This is a genomic window from Gilliamella sp. B3127 (assembly GCF_026536935.1).
Taxonomy (GTDB): Bacteria; Pseudomonadota; Gammaproteobacteria; order Enterobacterales; family Orbaceae; genus Gilliamella; species Gilliamella apicola_E.
On the sequence record NZ_JAFNNI010000001.1, the window covers coordinates 94,324 to 112,202 of the forward strand.

The following is a 17,879-nucleotide window of genomic DNA, read 5'->3' on the forward strand; positions in this document are numbered from 1 at the left end:
AAAAAGAACAGTTTTTCAACTGTTATTCTCATCATTAATTTAATAAGCGATTATCCAATTAATACAATTGGTGTAAGAAAGTATCATATGAGTTAAAATATCTTAAACAATAAAAAAGTAATATGAGCAAGCACTAGAGAATTTTTATGGAACAAAATATTATTATGACAACAAAGCAACCAATCAAAGGTCGCATCCACTCCTATGAGTCATTTGGCACTGTAGATGGGCCGGGTATACGTTTCATTGTTTTTTTTCAGGGTTGCTTGATGCGTTGCTTGTACTGCCACAACCGTGATACTTGGGATTTAAAAGCTGGCCGTGAAGTCACTGTTGACGAACTGATGAAAGAGATCGTTACTTACAAAAGTTTTATTATGCCTAATGGCGGGGGCGTAACCGCTTCTGGCGGTGAAGCGACACTACAATCTGAGTTTATTACTGAATGGTTCAAAGCTTGTCATCAAGAAGGTATTCACACATGCTTAGATACCAATGGTTATGCAAGACAGTTAGATTACACCGTTGAAGCACTTATGGAAGTGACAGACTTGGTCATGTTAGATCTCAAACAAATCAATGATGAAATACATCAGAAACTAGTTGGCGTACCCAATAAGCGTGTGCTCGAGTTTGCTAAATATCTACAAAAAATTAATAAGCGAACCTGGATACGATATGTAGTTGTACCGGGGTGGACTGATGATGATAATTCGGCACATCTTTTAGGGCAATTTATTCAAGGTATGGAGAATATTGAGCGAGTGGAGTTATTACCCTATCATAAAATGGGTGCTTACAAATGGGATACGTTTGGAGATAAATACCAGTTAGAAGGGGTAGAGGCGCCACCTCGAGAAACCTTAGACAGAATACAACAGATCATAGAAAGTTATGGTCAATCGGTTACATTTAGTAAATAACATGATAATAAAAAAGGTACCAGCTAGGGTACCTTTTTAATTGCTGTCCTTTTTTATTTAATTCTTTTACGCTTTATTGCCCGCAAAACAAAAATCGTTCCCTCCAGCGCAAGTACGCATACTGACAACCAAATAAAGCTGTAAGAGATAATATGTTGTGTCGAGATCGATTCATGCAAAAATAGGACTGACACAAGCGTTAATAAAACGGGTTCAACATATCCAAGCAAACCAAATAACCCCAAAGGTAATAATCGTCTAGCTAAAAAGTACATAGCAAAAGCGATAGCCGTAATGATCCCAAGCATAGGGATAAAAATGTGAAAGTGCGTAATATCACGCACAATCTGGCTAAATGGGTAATTAAAGGCGAAATAAATCACGCAGCCAATAAATATAAAAAAGAAATCAGAAAAGGTGCCACAAATCCCCTCTATTTGCAATTTACGACGTGTAATAAAGTAAATGGGGTAACCCAATGCAACCACTGCTGTTTCCCACGAAAATGCGCCTGTGGTATAGATTTCAACGGCTACGCCGATAGCAGCAAGGCAAACGGCAATCTTTTGCAAAAAGCTGAATTTTTCCTTGTAAAAAATCTGACCTGAAATCACCATGGTTAATGGTAATAAGAAATAACCTAAAGAAGCCGATAAGCCATGCCCATTAAGCGGTGCCCAAATGAAAATTAACATCTGAATAGTTAACAATAGGGAGGAAAAGATCAATCCGACTAAAATCATCGGTTGCTCTCTAATACGCTTAAATAAATCCCTAATTGCGGACCACTGGTGTTCTATAAAGACTAACACCACTATGGCTGGAAACGAGGTTAATAAACGCCAGCAAAAGATGTCAACCACAGGAAGAGGCTGTAGTAAAACCGGATAGTAGTAAAGTAAGCCAAAAAGGCATGATGCGAGTATTGAAAGGACAACACCTTTAATCATTTTTCCACCTTTAATAAAAAAATAGCGCTAATTAATAGCGCTAAAAATGAAGTAAGCAAACTTTTAGTACATGGTTAACCGATTACTTCAACACCATTCATATATGGTACTAAAACAGAAGGCACTTTAATGCTTCCGTCTGCCTGTTGGTAGTTTTCCATGATTGCCACTAATGTGCGTCCAACAGCTAATCCTGAGCCATTTAAGGTATGGACTAAATAGGTTTTGTTATCAGCTTTATTACGATATCGAGCTTGCATTCGGCGAGCTTGGAAATCCCACATATTAGAACAAGACGAGATTTCTCGATAAGTGTTTTGAGCCGGTACCCAAACTTCAAGATCGTAAGTTTTGCATGAACCAAAGCCCATATCGCCGGTACACAATACGATTTTTCGGTATGGCAATTCAAGTAGCTGTAAAACCTTTTCCGCATGTGCTGTCAGCTCTTCTAAAGCTTTCATTGATTCTTCCGGTTTAACAATTTGCACAAGTTCGACTTTATCAAACTGATGCATACGAATTAAGCCACGGGTATCTTTGCCATAAGAGCCTGCTTCAGAACGGAAACAAGGTGTATGAGCAGTCATTTTCATCGGAAGCTGGCTTTCATCAAGTATCTCATCACGCACTAAGTTAGTTACTGGCACTTCTGCCGTTGGAATTAATGCATAGTTACTGCTTTCAGCTTCTTCATCGAGAGGTTTAGTATGGAAAAGATCACCTGCAAATTTAGGTAATTGACCTGTGCCAAATAAGGTAGCATGATTAACAAGATATGGAACATAGATTTCAGCATAGCCATGTTGTTCAGTATGCAGATCTAACATAAATTGAGTAATCGCTCGATGTAAACGGGCTAATTGTGATTTCATCACCACAAAACGTGCACCAGTAAGTTTTACCCCAGCAGCAAAATCAAGGCCACCAAAACGTTCACCTAAAGCGACATGGTCTTGGATTGGAAAATCAAAAGTCCTTGGAGTACCAAAACGAGATACTTCAACATTATCGCTTTCATCTTTACCATCGGGTACAGAGTCATCAGGAATATTTGGAATGTTGGATGCAATATCTTTAATTTGGTTTAAAAGGATATCAAGCTCTGCTTTAGCGCTGTTAAGCTTTTCGCCTAATTGGTTTACTTCTTCTCGTACAACTGAAATATCTTCACCACGTGCTTTAGCTTCCCCAATAGCTTTAGAGCGGGCATTACGCTGTGCTTGTAAATTTTCAGTTTCAACTTGTAATATTTTGCGCTTTTCTTCTAATTGTCGAATGGTTTCAACATCTAATTTAAAACCACGACGTGCTAATTTGCTAGCAACAAGATCTAATTCGTTTCGAAGTAAATTTGGGTCCAACATAAAAAAGTCCATTATCGTTTATTAATGTTATCTATTTAATTTTCTGTTTGAGTTAACAAAAAATATGATGAATAACACATATGAAATTTGTGAGCTTAGTATACTAGAATTATATCGGGTTTCAACCGAAGTGGTAAACCCGAAGAAATCTAACTGATAGCCATAAATCAAAGTAGTTCAATAGGATAAAAAATAATCATTTTTTATATACGCTGATTTTATACATATATAAATTTTATCTATTATTTTATTTGCTAATACTGTTGAATATTTTAACTTAACTATTATTCATAAAAGGAAAAACAAATACAAGTTATTAACAATCATTTTTTAGTAAATTTTATAATACCAATGCTGTATTTTGAGTTGAAGTCTATTTTTCTGTATTTCATAGTTGTAAATCAACGTACAAACCATTTATTTAAGATTATATGTATATTTTTGCTGATATAAATCTTATTAAGATATTTAATGGAATAAATTATTATGATTTGCCATTGGTAAAGTGGAATCTGTCTTAGATTGATCTGCTAAACCGATAATATTATACTTAATCACAATTTGTTTAACTTTTCGAAATCTTTACGGAGCAAAAAATAAGTGGATCAACAGCAATATAAAGTAATAAGTGGTTTAGCTATAGCAGGGATGGTTTGCGGAATTATATCACTAATCCCAATAGGCCTTATAAGCATTGTATTAGCTATTGTAGCTATAGTATTAAGTGCAGTTGCTAAAAGTGATATAAAAACTAATAACAAAAGTGGTTCTGGTTTTGCAATGGCAGGGATAATTTGTGGAGTCATTACCCTTGTATTATGGTTTTTATTATTTTTTGTAATTGGCGGGTTAATATTATCAGCTATCCCTTAATCTAATAAAGAATAATGTTATGGTGAATTAAAAGCTGTCAGCTTATTATGAATAAAAGATTGTGTTCTAATAAATACCCAATTGTTTTAGCAATAAACGTATTGCATTTCATATCAAACATTCAATATAGGCTTTTTAATATTTAATTCTTTAATTTTATCATTGAAAGTATAAACAAAGCTTTTAAGTAATTATTTTTCGGTTGTTCTTGATGTTCTTTTTATAACTTTATTTTTTCTAAGTCGATGTACTTTAATTTTATTATTGCCAATTTAAAATTTAAGCTTGTACGAAGCTTTTTAAGAGAGGGTAGGGTAATATTTAAGGGAAAACAGAAAAAGCTTTGTATAGTGATTTATAGCATTCAACGTTTTTAAAATAGTTTGTAGTCCTTATAAGCTAAAAAGTAAATAACATTGTTAATGAGTATAACTTTTTATGATATTCAATATAACGTTTAATTGGCATTATAAATCGAAGAAGGTTTTTAGGTTGCTTAAATGGCGCACCCGAAGGGATTCGAACCCCTGACCGCTCGGTTCGAAGCCGAGTGCTCTATCCAGCTGAGCTACGGATGCTTGTAAGTTCGTAAAAAAATGGTGCATCCGAAGGGATTCGAACCCCTGACCGCCCGGTTCGTAGCCGGGTACTCTATCCAGCTGAGCTACGGATGCGTATTAGATTTTTAAAATGGTGCATCCGAAGGGATTCGAACCCCTGACCGCCCGGTTCGTAGCCGGGTACTCTATCCAGCTGAGCTACGGATGCATATTTTAATTTTTAAAATGGCGGTGAGAGAGGGATTCGAACCCTCGATGCAGCTTTTGACCGCATACTCCCTTAGCAGGGGAGCGCCTTCAGCCTCTCGGCCATCTCACCAAAACATTATGACTCTGCTTGAACAACAAAATCATAATGTGTGGCGCACATATTACGTTCTACAAAAAATAAGTCAAACATTTTTTTGCGAACACGTGCTGGTTGTTTATTTAGTGCCCAATATTACTCTTTGGGTTGAACTAATTCATCAACTTTGTCTTGTGATTGATGAATACGGTTGTAGATCTCTTCTCTATGAATAGAAACTTCTTTAGGTGCGTTAATACCGACTCTGACCTGATTACCTTTCACGCCCAAGACGGTAATAACAACATCGTCACCAATGATAAGTGTTTCACCTACTCTCCTAGTTAAAATTAACATTAGATCTCCTAATATCAGTTAAGTATATATCCAAACAATTTTAAGATATAGCTTCGTCAGCCTACTATCGAAGAGATAGAAAGACGTAATTTTACAGAAATACACTAATGTCTAATTAACAACACTGGAGTACTTCCGGCTAACTTGCTTGTAATTTATTACTGATTTCCTTTTTTACAGAAGATAACGCTTCTGGTAACGCCGAAAGATCCATTCCACCTGCTTGGGCGAAATCAGGCCGCCCACCGCCTTTACCACCTACTTTTAATGCTAATTGAGAAACTAATTCGCCAGCTTTAACAATGTTTAATAAATCATTGGTTACACCAGCAGCTAAATTGATTTTGCCATCATTGACAGCAGCTAAAATAATTACGCCAGTTTTTAATTGATTTTTGAGATCATCAATCATGGTACGTAACATTTTTGCCTCGACGTTATCAACCTTAGCAATTAGTAAGTTTTTATTATTGATTTCCACACATTGATTAAGCAATTGCCCACTTTGTTGGCTAGCTTGTTGGGCTTTTAACTGCTCTATTGCTTTTTCAAGTGTTTTGGTTTGATCGAGCAGTTGCTCAATTCGTGATAAAACAGCAGATTTATCACTTTTAACCAATTGTCCAATTTGATTTAGCAAATTGGATTCATGGTGTATATATTCCATCGCATTTTGACCTGAAGTAGCTTCAATACGACGTACTCCTGATGCAATACTTGACTCAGAAATAATTTTAAATAGTCCTATATCTCCAGTTCTATCAACATGTGTTCCACCGCAAAGCTCAATGGAGAAATCTCCCATAGTTAATACTCTTACAATATCTTCGTATTTTTCACCAAATAGCGCCATAGCACCTTTATTTTTAGCCTGATCAATAGGCATGAGTTCTATGTCTACTGGTAAATTACGTCGAATTTGTTGATTAACTAAATTTTCAATTTCTTCAATTTGTTCCGATGTAATCGGTTGATTATGTGAAAAATCAAACCGAAGATAGCTATCGTTAACTAATGATCCCTTTTGATGTACATGACTTCCTAAAATATGTTGTAACGCTGCTTGTAATAAATGTGTTGCAGAATGATTACGACGAATGCGTTCACGTATCTCTACATCGATTGCAGCTGTTACTATATCACCAACTTTCAAAGATCCTTTGGTGACCTTACCTATATGACCAATGCTTTTACCATATTTCTGGCTGTCTGAAACGTTAAATACTAAATCGGCAGCGGTTAATACACCTTTATCCCCAACTTGACCACCAGATTCCCCATAAAATGGTGTTTTATCTAATATGACAACAGCTTGATCACCGGCATTTATTGTTTCAACTTTGTTTCCATTTTGGAAGATTGCAATCACTTTTCCTGAAGCTTCGCTAGATTGATAACCTAAAAACTCTGTCTTATCATCAAGCTTAATCATATTGCTATAATCAAAGCTGAATGAACTAGATTCACGAGCTCGTTTACGTTGTTCTTCCATGCATTGATTAAAGCCATTTTCATCAATAGTGATATTCTTCTCGCGACAAACGTCAGCGGTTAAATCTAATGGAAAACCATAAGTATCATAGAGTTTAAAAGCAATATCGCCAGGTAATACATTGTTAGTAATCTTACCTAACTCTTGGTCTAGTAAGAATAAACCCCGTTCTAATGTTTTTAAGAACTGCTCTTCTTCAGTTTTAAGTGTATTTTCAACTATCTTTTGATTATCAGCTAGTTCATTAGCAGCACTTCCCATTACGTCAATTAATGGTTTAACTAGCTTATAGAAGAAAATATCTTTAGCACCTAACATATGTCCATGACGTACTGCTCGGCGAATAATTCGACGTAATACATAACCACGCCCTTCATTTGAAGGTAGGACTCCATCAGAAACTAAAAAGGCGCAAGAACGTATATGATCTGCAATTACTCTTAATGATTTACTTTCTAAATTTTTAACTTGAATGATTTCAGCTGCAGCTTTTATTAATGTTTTAAACAGATCAATATCATAATTTGAATTGACATGTTGTAACACAGCCGCTATTCGTTCAAGCCCCATACCAGTATCAACTGATGGTTTAGGCAAAGGTTCCATAGTACCGTCAGCAAGGCGGTTAAATTGCATAAAGACGAGATTCCAAATTTCAATAAATCTGTCACCATCTTCTTCTGCACTTCCAGGTGGTCCACCCCATATATGATCACCATGATCATAAAAAATTTCTGTACAAGGCCCACAAGGTCCTGTATCACCCATTTGCCAAAAGTTATCGGATGCATATGGTGCACCTTTATTATCGCCTATGCGGATGATACGCTCTTTAGGAATACCGATTTCATTTTCCCAAATAGCAAATGCTTCATCATCAGTTGCATAAACAGTAACCGTCAATCTGTCTTTTGGAAGATTAAACCATTTTTCACTGGTTAGTAGCTCCCAAGCAAAATGAATCGCATCACGTTTAAAATAATCGCCAAAACTGAAATTCCCAAGCATTTCAAAAAAAGTATGATGCCTAGCAGTATAACCTACGTTGTCAAGGTCATTATGTTTTCCGCCTGCTCGTACACAACGTTGAGATGTTGTTGCTCTGGTATAAGGTCGTTTATCAATACCAAGAAAAACATCTTTAAACTGATTCATTCCCGCATTTGTAAATAAAAGTGTTGGGTCATTGTGTGGAACAAGGGAACTACTTGCAACGATTTCGTGTCCTTTGCTATGGAAAAAGTCAAGAAAACTTTGACGAATTTCTGCAGTGCTTTTCATTTATGCTTCCATATTAAACGATAAATTTTTAGACATAGTAATATACCCGTTACAACTTAAGTTGAAAAGTAAATATTCTTAGTACAACGATTGATCTAGTTACTATTAATAAGTAATAGGGAATAAAATTAAAAGATCTTGAGAGCTTTTTACGTAATGGATATTATCTAAGTAATATTGTAGGGACTATAATAATTTAAGTCAACAAACTATACGCAGTTTTTATATCAAGTTGTGTAAATCCTCGGGCTTTTAAAAATTGTATTACTTTTTGTTTTTGTTGATTATTCTGGGGTTCGATAAGTTTGAACTTTTTTAATAATTGATCATGTGCAATTTTTGACCAATCAATATCAGCTAAAAGTAATAACTCTCTACTAAGATCTGATGACAAACCTCGCTGTTTTAATTCCAAGCTTATTTTATATTTTCCATAACCTTTATGAGCACGCATAAAGATATACTTTTCAATATACTGCTTATCATCCATCCAATGTTGATTAGTACAGTGTGCAATTACATGTTCTATTTCTGTTTTTAACTTATTTAGTTGTTCTGGATAATCATCTTTTGAGCAAGTAATTTTTTTGCTAAAAAATAATGTTAATTTTCGGCTAAGTTCGCATGATGAGTGATCACGCTGTGCAAGTAATTGCACAGCTTTATTTAAGATTAATTTATTGAGTTTTTTTTCCATTACTCAAAGCTTTCATCATCTGCCGAAACGTCTTCATCATCAGCAGAGAAAACAGCAGGGCTGTTTAACAATAAATCGCGTAATTTAGTTTCAAGTTCTTTGGCAATTTCAGGATGTTCTTGTAAAAACTTAATTGAATTTGCTTTACCTTGACCTACTTTCTCACCGTTGTAGCTATACCAAGCTCCAGCCTTATCGACTAATTTATGTTTAACACCTAAATCAATCAATTCACCTTCTTTAGAGATACCACATCCATAAAGGATTTGGAATTCAGCTTGTCTAAACGGCGCAGCTACTTTATTTTTAACTACTTTTACACGCGTATCACTACCAATAACATCTTCGCCTTCTTTTACCGCACCAGTACGACGAATATCTAAACGAACAGATGCATAGAATTTTAAGGCATTACCACCGGTAGTGGTTTCTGGATTTCCAAACATTACACCAATTTTCATACGAATTTGGTTAATGAAAACGACAAGACAATTTGCATTTTTGATATTAGCGGTTAATTTACGTAATGCTTGAGACATTAAGCGTGCTTGTAACCCCATGTGAGAATCGCCCATTTCACCTTCAATTTCTGCTTTTGGTGTTAATGCTGCAACCGAGTCCACAATAATCACATCAACTGCACCAGAACGAACTAATGCATCACAAATTTCAAGAGCTTGCTCTCCTGTATCAGGTTGAGAAACTAATAAATCATCGACTTGAACACCTAACTTAGCTGCATAGATAGGATCTAAAGCATGTTCAGCATCGATAAATGCACAGGTTTTACCTTCTTTTTGTGCTTGAGCAATAACAGATAATGTTAATGTTGTTTTCCCTGATGACTCCGGCCCAAAAATTTCAACAATTCTTCCCATTGGCAAGCCGCCGATACCTAATGCAATATCTAACCCTAAAGAACCTGTTGAAACCGCATCTACGTCTAGTGTCTGAGTATCACCTAAACGCATTATTGAACCTTTACCAAATTGTTTCTCGATTTGGTTTAATGCTGCAGAAAGTGCACGTTGTTTGTTTTCATTCATATAATAAAATTCCAATAAGTAAGGATATTGGGGTACATTATACTGTATTGTTATACAGTATCAAGTTTTTTTTATAAACATTCATAAATTAGTTAACTCTGTGAAATTGGTCACAAAATTTATTAATTTTTTGCAGAATTTGTTTATGATCTAGTGCTGGAAAAGATATTGAATTATTTAAAAAGGCGACTAAAAAAATAGAGCTTTCAAAAAATGAGAATAATCAAATTAAGGTAATTTAATTAGGTAATACTTTCATAAAAAAAGACCATTTGGTATGATGATAGAAATAAATTTTAGTCGTTATTGATGTATTAAATTAATTGCCTCAACATATTATAATCCTTGAAGATTTTTATACCTAAATGTTATGCTAATCAAAAACATCTTTATAGCTTAAAATATAAATAAAGGAAAATAATGACCACTGATAGTCAAGACTATGTATTGTGTTCTCATTGTGATATGGTCATCGAATTAGCTGATGTTGCAGTTGGCCACAAAGCTGTTTGTCCACGATGTAATACAATATTATTTAAAAACAATGTCAATATGAAGTTTAGAGCGGCAATATATGCAATTTGCTCTCTAATTATGCTCATTGTTGCTTGTGGTTTTGTTTTTATTGATATCAATTTAGTTGGTAATGTCAATGGTGTAAGTGTGCTGGACATTCCAAGAATACTTTTTATTGATAAATATAGTTATATTTCAGCGTTATTTATTTTTTTCGTATTAGTCTTTCCATTACTCAATTTATCTATTATTGCCTTACTTTGTTCAAATATTAATTTAACCAAATATCGGAAAAGAGATTTACTTATTGTTTATGAAAAATTCCAACATTGGTGTATGCCTGAAATATTTTTAACTGGCATATTAGTTAGTTTCGTTAAATTAATGAGTTATGGCAATATTGGTGTCACTAGCACGTTTTGGGCATTTTGTTTATTTGTATTCTTTTATATTAAAGCATTAGTTATCTTCACTCCGGGTAAAATTTGGAATGAAATTCATCGAAGTAATTTTTCAATAAAAGCATTAGAAGTAGGTGAGACGGGAATTTCTCAAAATATAAAATTGTGTCAATGTTGCCATGCAATCGTCCCTGTTGAGTATGCTAAATGCCCAAGATGTAAACAAAAAAGCCAAGTAAGAGGGCGAGATAAAATACAATGGACAATTGCATTATTGGTAACTTCATTAATAATTTATATTCCCGCTAATTTATTCGGAATTATGATCACAGTTGTATTTGGCTCAGCGTCGACCTCAACTATTATGGATGGTGTTATCTATATGTGGCAGTCAGGGGATGTACCAGTGGCATTAGTTATCTTTTCCGCAAGTGTGGTTATTCCAATTTTAAAGATTATTTCACTCAGCTGGTTATGTTATTTTGCTTTAGCCGTGAAAGATAAAAATAAACATAATTGCTTAAAAATGAAGAAATTATATAATGCGGTAGAATTTATTGGTAAATGGTCAATGATAGATATCTTTGTTGTTTCTGTAGTTTGTTCTTTAGTTAGAAACCAACAAATGATGGGAGTTTATCCTGATATTGGTGTTACTTTTTTCGCAACCGTCGTCATCATTACTATGATTGCATCCCAAAAATTTGATCCACGCTTACTTTGGGATCGAAATCGAAAATAGAATAATAGGAATAATATGGCAACCTCAAGAAAATTAGCAAAAATAATTAAAATCCGAGCAATTTCTGCAATATGGATTATTCCCATAGTAACCGCCGTTGTTGGATTATGGATTATCTATGCCCACTTTGCTGATAGAGGCACATCTTTTACCTTATTAGCCAATGATGCAAATGGCATTGTTGCAGGTAAGACAGTAATCAAAAATCGTAGTGTTGACGTTGGTATAGTTGATGAAGTGACATTATCTGATGACTACAAGAAAGTCGTCATAAAAGGTCGAATTTATAATGATATGGAGCCATTGTTAAAAAATGACTCAATTTTTTGGGTAGTTAAACCTGAAATTGGCCGTGATGGTGTGACAGGACTTGGCACTATTTTATCTGGTGTATATATTGAACTGGTCTCAGGCAACGATACGCATAGTTTCAAAAATAACCCATTTATTCTATCTGATACACCACCGTTATCTGATCCAAGTATAAAAGGAATTCGCTTAAATTTAGAAAGTGACCAAAGTGGTGTAGTACCTCGAGGTGCAAAAGTGATGTTCCGTGGTTATCAAGTCGGTAATGTTGAAACATCCTTATTTGATGTCGATGCTCGTAAAATGAAATATCAAATTTTTATAACGAAACCTTATGATGCATTAGTTACCGAAAATGTACGCTTTTGGAAAGAGGGCGGAATCAATTTATCGCTATCTTCACGAGGAGCAAGTCTTGAAGTTCCTTCGTTAGATGTTCTAATGTCTGGTGGAATCAGCTTTGATTTACCAGATGGCGCGAAATTAGGTGAACCGGCGAAGCAACATGATGTTTATAAATTATATGACGATAGAAAATCGATTCAAGATTCACAGTACACTGAATATAAAGAATTTCTAATTATGATTACTGATTCCATATCGGGATTAACCGAAGGTGCGCCAGTGGAATATCATGGTATAAGATTGGGTACAGTGAGTAAAGTACCGTTTTATACCACAGAAATGTTAAAAGAAAGATCAATTCTCAACCAAAAAGTACCAGTATTAATCAGAATAGAGCCTGACCGTCTATCAGAATTAGTTGATGATAAGATCGATATAGCAGCTTTGATAAAAGATGAACAAAAAAATGGACTTAGAGCATCATTAAAAACGTCCAATATGTTTACTGGTGCGCTTTATATTGATTTAGATTTTTATCCTGATTTGAAAAATAAATACGATATAAAATTAGCTAACCAATATGGTTACGATACTATTGAAACAACATCAACAGGATTTGCTCAAATTCAAGCAAAAATATTGCAATTACTCGACAACTTTAATAGTTTACCGTTGAATAACACTATGACTCAATTTAATAAATCATTAGAATCAAGTGAAAAACTAATGAATTCATTAAATCAAATTATGGCGAGTAAAGAGATGCAAGCTATGCCGAAGGATTTACAAAAGGCAATTCGTTCATTACACGAGACCATGAAAGGGTTGCAACCGGGATCTGAACTTAACACGCAAATGATCGAAAGTTTACAGAAAATTCAACTAATGATGGATGAGCTGACTCCTTTACTTAACACATTAAATAATAAAAGTAATGCATTGATTTTCTCAGCGCCAAATAAAAAAGACCAAGAACCCAAAGCCAGAGGTAAGAAATAATGGTTAAATTAATTCGAACGCTAAAAGTTACGATATTGGTGACATTATTAGGAACTATAATTGGTTGTTCATCAAATGCACCGAGTAAAAGTTATTTTCAATTAACTAGTAATTTGACTGGCTCAAGAATGACACAAACTACAGATCATTTTATTTGGATTGAGTCCATTGAGGTAGCTAGTTTCTTAAACAAACCCGGTATTGTCCTGCAAACACAGGACATAAAATATGTCACAGCAACTAATCATTTATGGGCATCAACGCTGTCTCAACAACTTGCCGATCGATTGTCACAAGACTTAACTCAAATTTTGCCTAATTATTTGGTGTCAACTAAATCAATTACCACGCCAACTTTTACAGTTAAACTTTTTATTGATGGTTTCCATGGCGGTTATAATGGCGATGCAATCATAAAAGGACGCTGGGTAGTGACAGATAAGAAAGGTAAAATCGTTACTAAAGCTATTGAACGTCATGTTCCACTTGCAACAAATGGTTATGATGCTTTGGTAAAAGCCTTATCCGAAGGCTGGCAAAATGAAGAATTAGACTTTGCAAATTCAATTAAACATTAATACTTACTAAACATTCCGTCAATATGATGACGGAATGTTCTCTGCTCTTAATTTCAGATCCCGAAAACTGTGCTTTTAATTTATCTAATATCTGGTCTTTAATTTCAACCCATCCTCGAACACTATTAATAAATGCTATTTTCTCGGCTTGCAAAATATCTTGTTTGACAACCTTTTGCTCGGTTAATTGATGATTATCCAAATAATACTGTCGCATAGTACCAGCAAGTAAACCCGAAGTAATAGTTGGTGTGACCCACTTTTCATTAATCAACAACGCAATATTACCATTAACAAACTCAGTGATTTCATCATATTGATTATAATTGATATATTCTTGCCCAACTGCTAATTCGGGAAAGTGTTGTCGATTAGTCGTTTTATGATAGAGAAAAGTGTTTTCCTTATCGACACATTTGGGTGCAAAATCAAGCTTATCAATTACCATTGAATGAGTAAGTTTATCGAGACTTATTTTTGCTTGGCCATATTTAGGTTGCAGAAGCCTAATTTTATATCTTCCTGATGAATGAGTTTTTGCTAAATTAGTTAATGTCTGTTTAATTGTTTGAATATCACATTCAAAATCAAAATAACTCGTTGAATTTATCAACCTATCTAAATGCATATCAAACAAAACCAACTCGCCATCTTTAAGCAATAATGTTTCAATAATATATTCAGGAATAGTTAGCGTTCGATTTAAGATAGCTGTTTTAGCTAAAATCTCATGATATTCATCATCAGCAGTTGAATCCCATGTAATGCCACCACCAACACCATAATTCAACTGTTGATTATGTATGGTTAAAGTTCGTATTGGAATATTAAATACTGCCTTTTTCATTAAAGGTTCTACATAACCAATTGTGCCACAGTAAACCCCACGGGCCGAGTTTTCAATATCACTAATGATTTGCATGGTACTTGATTTGGGCGCACCAGTAATTGAACCACACGGAAACAGCGCTTGAAATAGCTGATACAAACTTATATTTTCTTTTACGGTTGCTTGAATAGTTGAAGTGAGTTGCCAGACAGTCGGATACTTTTCTGCTGTAAATAAATGTGGAACGGTTACTGAACCTGGCTCTGATATTTTGCTTAAATCATTACGAAGTAAATCAACAATCATCATATTTTCAGCAAGATTTTTTTCTGACTTCAACAAGGCCACTTGTTGTTTATCTTGGTCAGAATTTAAACCTCGTGCTGCTGTTCCTTTCATCGGTTTAGTTGTAATGGTTCTATCTTCTAATTTAAAAAATAGCTCAGGGGAGATAGATAAAATATGATAATTTTCAAATTCAATATAGGCACAATAATTTGCCTGATTATTTTTTTGTAGAAAATGATAATAATCTAAAGGATCACCATTGAATGGAGCGTTAAATTGAATGGTATAGTTAGTTTGATAAGTATTGCCTAATTCAATTTGTGATCGAATATAACTAATTTTCTGCTGATATTCGTCAATATTTGCGTCACAAGACAATTCAAAATACTCGGGTGAAGCACACTCAGTATGAGCTATTGTTGTATAGCTCTCAAAAATACCAAAAAAAAGTAAAGGTAAATCCTGGTCTGACTTTGTGACTATTTTGGTCTTATTCGACTCATTAAAACCCATAGCGCTTTCATAAGCAAGATAGCCGCAAGCAAAATAACCTTGTTGTATAAACTCTTCTATCTCATCAATATGTTTTTTTATTGAGTGATAATCAGATGACTTTATAATCTTTATTGGATCACAAAAATATTTACGTTGCCCCTCAAAATCGATATAAATTTTCATGCTTATTGCTCACTAACAAAATTGCTTATCATTTTTAAACCAAATTCAGTCTTGATCGCTTCAGGGTGGAATTGTACTGATTCGATAGGTAATGTTTTATGACGTAACCCCATAATCAACCCTTGTTTATTAGTAGCAGTGATTGTTAAAGGTGACTCATTTGACGAATTTTGTACAATTAACGAATGATATCTTACAACAGACAGAGGATTTTTAATTCCAGAAAATAATCCCTTTTCATCATGAATGATCTCATCAATTTTTCCATGCATGGGTACAGGTGCTTTAATAATCGAGAATCCAAAATATTGAGCAATCGCTTGATGGCCTAAACAGATACCAAGTATTGGACATTTATTCTCAAAAGCCTGAATTGCTGACAACGATATCCCAGCATTATCTGGCGTACCTGGCCCTGGGGAAATTACCATTTTAGAAAACGACAATCGTTTTAATTCATCAATAGATTTTTCATCATTTTTAATGACCATAACCTTCGCGCCAGCACGGCACAGGTAATCATATATATTAAATGTAAATGAATCGTAGTTATCAATCAGAAGAATCAAAATTATATCCAATACTTATTATTTTAAAAAATGAAGGTTCGAAATGTGACAGATGATTCTATTATAAAAAGGGATATCACATAAAGCAGTTTATATATAAGCTTTCAAAAACCCCGTTCCTCAACTTTTTTTTAAATTTTGAGGAACGGGGTTTTTCAATAACACTCAATGTATTACATATGCCTACTTTTATTAAATCTTTTGTGACGCGTATTAAAAACCTCATTTTTCTTTGCCATATTTTTCCTTAATGTGATCTTACTCACAAAAATATACTAATCTACTTGTATGGTAGTATTTAATGGATTAATTTGTTGCTACAGAAATTATTTATGAGGTATTCAATGAAAATTGTAAAAGCGGAAGTTTTTGTTTGTAGTCCAGGAAGGAATTTTGTCACAGTAAAAATAACAACAGATGACGGCGTATATGGAGTAGGTGATGCAACACTCAATGGACGTGAGCTTTCCGTCGCATCATATCTTAAAGATCATCTTTGCCCACAATTAATAGGGCGAGATGCCAGTCAAATAGAAGATATTTTTCAATATTTCTATAAAGGTGCCTATTGGCGTCGTGGACCTGTGACGATGTCAGCAATATCAGCCATAGATATGGCGTTATGGGATATCAAAGGTAAAGTTGCCAATATGCCACTTTATCAATTATTAGGTGGAGCTTCTCGTACCGGTGTAATGGTGTATTGCCATACCACAGGTAAAGATATTGAAGAAGCGTTAGATGATTATGCTAAACATAAAGAAATGGGCTTTAAGGCCATTCGAGTGCAGTGTGGCATACCAGGAATGAAAACCACCTATGGTCAAAGTAAAGGTAAAAACTTAGCTTACGAGCCAGCAACACGAGGTAACTATCCTGAAGAACAGTTTTGGGCTACCGATAAATATCTTGATTTCACACCAAAATTATTTGAGGCAGTAAGAAATAAATTTGGTTTTAACGAACATTTATTGCATGACATGCACCATCGTTTAACACCGATTGAAGCTGCTCGATTTGGTAAAAGTGTTGAAGACTATCGCCTATTTTGGATGGAAGACCCAACACCAGCGGAAAATCAAGAATGTTTCCGTTTAATTCGCCAACACACCGTAACACCAATTGCCGTAGGTGAAGTATTTAACAGTATTTGGGACTGTAAACAGTTAATTGAAGAACAGCTTATTGACTATATCCGAACCACAATAACCCATGCAGGCGGTATAACTCATATGCGTCGAATAGCTGATTTTGCGTCGCTTTATCAAGTTAGAACAGGCTCTCATGGACCATCAGATTTATCACCAATCTGTCATGCAGCTGCACTTCATTTTGATATGTGGGTACCTAACTTTGGTGTTCAAGAATTTATGGGTTACTCAGAGCAAATGCTAGAAGTCTTCTCACCAAACTGGACCTTTACTGATGGTTATATGCACCCAAGTGACAAACCAGGTTTAGGTATCGATTTTGATGAAAAACTAGCAGCAAAATATCCATACAACCCCGCTTATTTGCCAATTGCTCGTTTAGAAGATGGCACGTTGTGGAATTGGTAAGTAGAGGGAGCTTATATGAAAAGTATCGTTGTAAAAAAACCTAATGAACTAGAAATCGAGGAACGTGAAGTTCGTTTATCAGGTTAACTAGCAGGTCAAGTTACGATACTTTTTATGAAAATATAACCATCTAATATTTTAGATATTACATCCAGAATAGATGAAAAAAGAAGTATTAAAGTGTCCATAAAATATTGTATCGGTCATTTTAAATCTATATTGGATATGTGTGTT

The 17,879-nt window shown here is 34.6% G+C and carries 14 protein-coding genes and 4 tRNA genes; 6 read left to right on the top strand and 12 right to left on the bottom strand.

What is annotated here, in order from left to right; all coding sequences use genetic code 11:
- The first annotated feature begins 164 nt into the window (after nucleotides 1-164).
- Nucleotides 165-923, top strand: coding sequence for a pyruvate formate lyase 1-activating protein (gene pflA / locus J3U00_RS00405; RefSeq protein WP_267331181.1), 759 nt, complete (start codon nucleotides 165-167; stop codon nucleotides 921-923).
- Nucleotides 924-976: 53 nt separating this feature from the next.
- Here pflA and rarD read toward each other — a convergent pair whose 3' ends face one another.
- Nucleotides 977-1,873 carry an EamA family transporter RarD gene (gene rarD, locus J3U00_RS00410; protein ID WP_267331182.1) on the bottom strand — a complete coding sequence of 299 codons (897 nt, stop codon included), beginning with the start codon at nucleotides 1,871-1,873 and terminating at the stop codon, nucleotides 977-979.
- Between the two features lie 74 nt (nucleotides 1,874-1,947).
- Nucleotides 1,948-3,240: a serine--tRNA ligase gene (serS, locus tag J3U00_RS00415; protein ID WP_065734216.1), complete on the bottom strand. Its 1,293-nt coding sequence runs from the start codon at nucleotides 3,238-3,240 to the stop codon at nucleotides 1,948-1,950.
- A gap of 600 nt (nucleotides 3,241-3,840) precedes the next feature.
- Here serS and J3U00_RS00420 point away from each other — a divergent pair.
- Nucleotides 3,841-4,113 carry a DUF4190 domain-containing protein gene (locus J3U00_RS00420; protein ID WP_267331183.1) on the top strand — a complete coding sequence of 91 codons (273 nt, stop codon included), beginning with the start codon at nucleotides 3,841-3,843 and terminating at the stop codon, nucleotides 4,111-4,113.
- Between the two features lie 501 nt (nucleotides 4,114-4,614).
- Here J3U00_RS00420 and J3U00_RS00425 read toward each other — a convergent pair.
- The 8 genes from J3U00_RS00425 to recA form a co-directional block, all read right to left on the bottom strand.
- Nucleotides 4,615-4,691, bottom strand: a tRNA-Arg gene (locus J3U00_RS00425).
- A 19-nt stretch (nucleotides 4,692-4,710) separates the two neighbouring features.
- Nucleotides 4,711-4,787, bottom strand: a tRNA-Arg gene (locus J3U00_RS00430).
- A gap of 17 nt (nucleotides 4,788-4,804) precedes the next feature.
- Nucleotides 4,805-4,881, bottom strand: a tRNA-Arg gene (locus tag J3U00_RS00435).
- A gap of 18 nt (nucleotides 4,882-4,899) precedes the next feature.
- Nucleotides 4,900-4,992: transfer RNA gene (locus J3U00_RS00440), tRNA-Ser, on the bottom strand.
- A gap of 123 nt (nucleotides 4,993-5,115) precedes the next feature.
- Nucleotides 5,116-5,316, bottom strand: coding sequence for a carbon storage regulator CsrA (gene csrA, locus J3U00_RS00445; protein ID WP_065562297.1), 201 nt, complete (start codon nucleotides 5,314-5,316; stop codon nucleotides 5,116-5,118).
- 139 nt (nucleotides 5,317-5,455) lie between these two features.
- Nucleotides 5,456-8,089, bottom strand: a complete 2,634-nt coding sequence (gene alaS, locus J3U00_RS00450; RefSeq protein ID WP_267331184.1) for an alanine--tRNA ligase — start codon at nucleotides 8,087-8,089, stop codon at nucleotides 5,456-5,458.
- Between the two features lie 196 nt (nucleotides 8,090-8,285).
- Entirely contained in the window at nucleotides 8,286-8,786 is a 501-nt protein-coding gene (locus J3U00_RS00455) for a regulatory protein RecX (RefSeq protein WP_267331185.1), read from the bottom strand.
- On the bottom strand, nucleotides 8,786-9,832 hold the full coding sequence (recA, locus tag J3U00_RS00460; protein WP_267331186.1) for a recombinase RecA: 1,047 nt from the start codon (nucleotides 9,830-9,832) through the stop codon (nucleotides 8,786-8,788). The genes J3U00_RS00455 and recA overlap by 1 nt, the downstream gene beginning before the upstream one ends.
- Before the next feature lie 420 nt (nucleotides 9,833-10,252).
- Here recA and J3U00_RS00465 point away from each other — a divergent pair, with 420 nt between their 5' ends.
- Genes J3U00_RS00465 through J3U00_RS00475 form a run of 3 tightly spaced genes read left to right on the top strand, consistent with a single transcriptional unit; the run spans nucleotide 10,253 to nucleotide 13,722 of the window.
- Nucleotides 10,253-11,491: a PqiA/YebS family transporter subunit gene (locus tag J3U00_RS00465; protein WP_267331187.1), complete on the top strand. Its 1,239-nt coding sequence runs from the start codon at nucleotides 10,253-10,255 to the stop codon at nucleotides 11,489-11,491.
- Nucleotides 11,492-11,506: 15 nt separating this feature from the next.
- Nucleotides 11,507-13,144: an intermembrane transport protein PqiB gene (pqiB, locus tag J3U00_RS00470; RefSeq protein WP_267331188.1), complete on the top strand. Its 1,638-nt coding sequence runs from the start codon at nucleotides 11,507-11,509 to the stop codon at nucleotides 13,142-13,144.
- Nucleotides 13,144-13,722 (top strand): PqiC family protein, encoded by a 579-nt coding sequence (locus J3U00_RS00475; RefSeq protein ID WP_220225102.1) that lies wholly within the window; start codon nucleotides 13,144-13,146, stop codon nucleotides 13,720-13,722. Before pqiB ends, J3U00_RS00475 begins: the two co-directional genes overlap by 1 nt.
- On the opposite strand, the gene pabB is transcribed toward J3U00_RS00475, so the two are convergent.
- On the bottom strand, nucleotides 13,712-15,517 hold the full coding sequence (gene pabB / locus J3U00_RS00480) for an aminodeoxychorismate synthase component I (protein ID WP_267331189.1): 1,806 nt from the start codon (nucleotides 15,515-15,517) through the stop codon (nucleotides 13,712-13,714). The two genes, J3U00_RS00475 and pabB, sit on opposite strands and share 11 nt — an antisense overlap.
- Before the next feature lie 2 nt (nucleotides 15,518-15,519).
- Entirely contained in the window at nucleotides 15,520-16,086 is a 567-nt protein-coding gene (locus tag J3U00_RS00485) for an anthranilate synthase component II (RefSeq protein WP_065734224.1), read from the bottom strand.
- A gap of 344 nt (nucleotides 16,087-16,430) precedes the next feature.
- Between J3U00_RS00485 and manD the strand changes: the two genes are divergently transcribed.
- Complete coding sequence (manD, locus tag J3U00_RS00490) at nucleotides 16,431-17,645, top strand: D-mannonate dehydratase ManD (protein ID WP_267331190.1); 1,215 nt, start codon at nucleotides 16,431-16,433, stop codon at nucleotides 17,643-17,645.
- The last annotated feature ends 234 nt before the right edge of the window (nucleotides 17,646-17,879 follow it).

Bases quoted from the DNA above. Each gene is read 5' to 3' on its own strand.
- alaS (WP_267331184.1), bottom strand. From the start codon at position 8,089: ATGAAAAGCACTGCAGAAATTCGTCAAAGTTTTCTTGACTTTTTCCAT.
- J3U00_RS00475 (WP_220225102.1), top strand. From the start codon at position 13,144: ATGGTTAAATTAATTCGAACGCTAAAAGTTACGATATTGGTGACATTA.
- recA (WP_267331186.1), bottom strand. From the start codon at position 9,832: ATGAATGAAAACAAACAACGTGCACTTTCTGCAGCATTAAACCAAATC.
- serS (WP_065734216.1), bottom strand. From the start codon at position 3,240: ATGTTGGACCCAAATTTACTTCGAAACGAATTAGATCTTGTTGCTAGC.
- J3U00_RS00465 (WP_267331187.1), top strand. From the start codon at position 10,253: ATGACCACTGATAGTCAAGACTATGTATTGTGTTCTCATTGTGATATG.
- pflA (WP_267331181.1), top strand. From the start codon at position 165: ATGACAACAAAGCAACCAATCAAAGGTCGCATCCACTCCTATGAGTCA.
- pqiB (WP_267331188.1), top strand. From the start codon at position 11,507: ATGGCAACCTCAAGAAAATTAGCAAAAATAATTAAAATCCGAGCAATT.
- csrA (WP_065562297.1), bottom strand. From the start codon at position 5,316: ATGTTAATTTTAACTAGGAGAGTAGGTGAAACACTTATCATTGGTGAC.
- rarD (WP_267331182.1), bottom strand. From the start codon at position 1,873: ATGATTAAAGGTGTTGTCCTTTCAATACTCGCATCATGCCTTTTTGGC.
- manD (WP_267331190.1), top strand. From the start codon at position 16,431: ATGAAAATTGTAAAAGCGGAAGTTTTTGTTTGTAGTCCAGGAAGGAAT.
- pabB (WP_267331189.1), bottom strand. From the start codon at position 15,517: ATGAAAATTTATATCGATTTTGAGGGGCAACGTAAATATTTTTGTGAT.
- J3U00_RS00455 (WP_267331185.1), bottom strand. From the start codon at position 8,786: ATGGAAAAAAAACTCAATAAATTAATCTTAAATAAAGCTGTGCAATTA.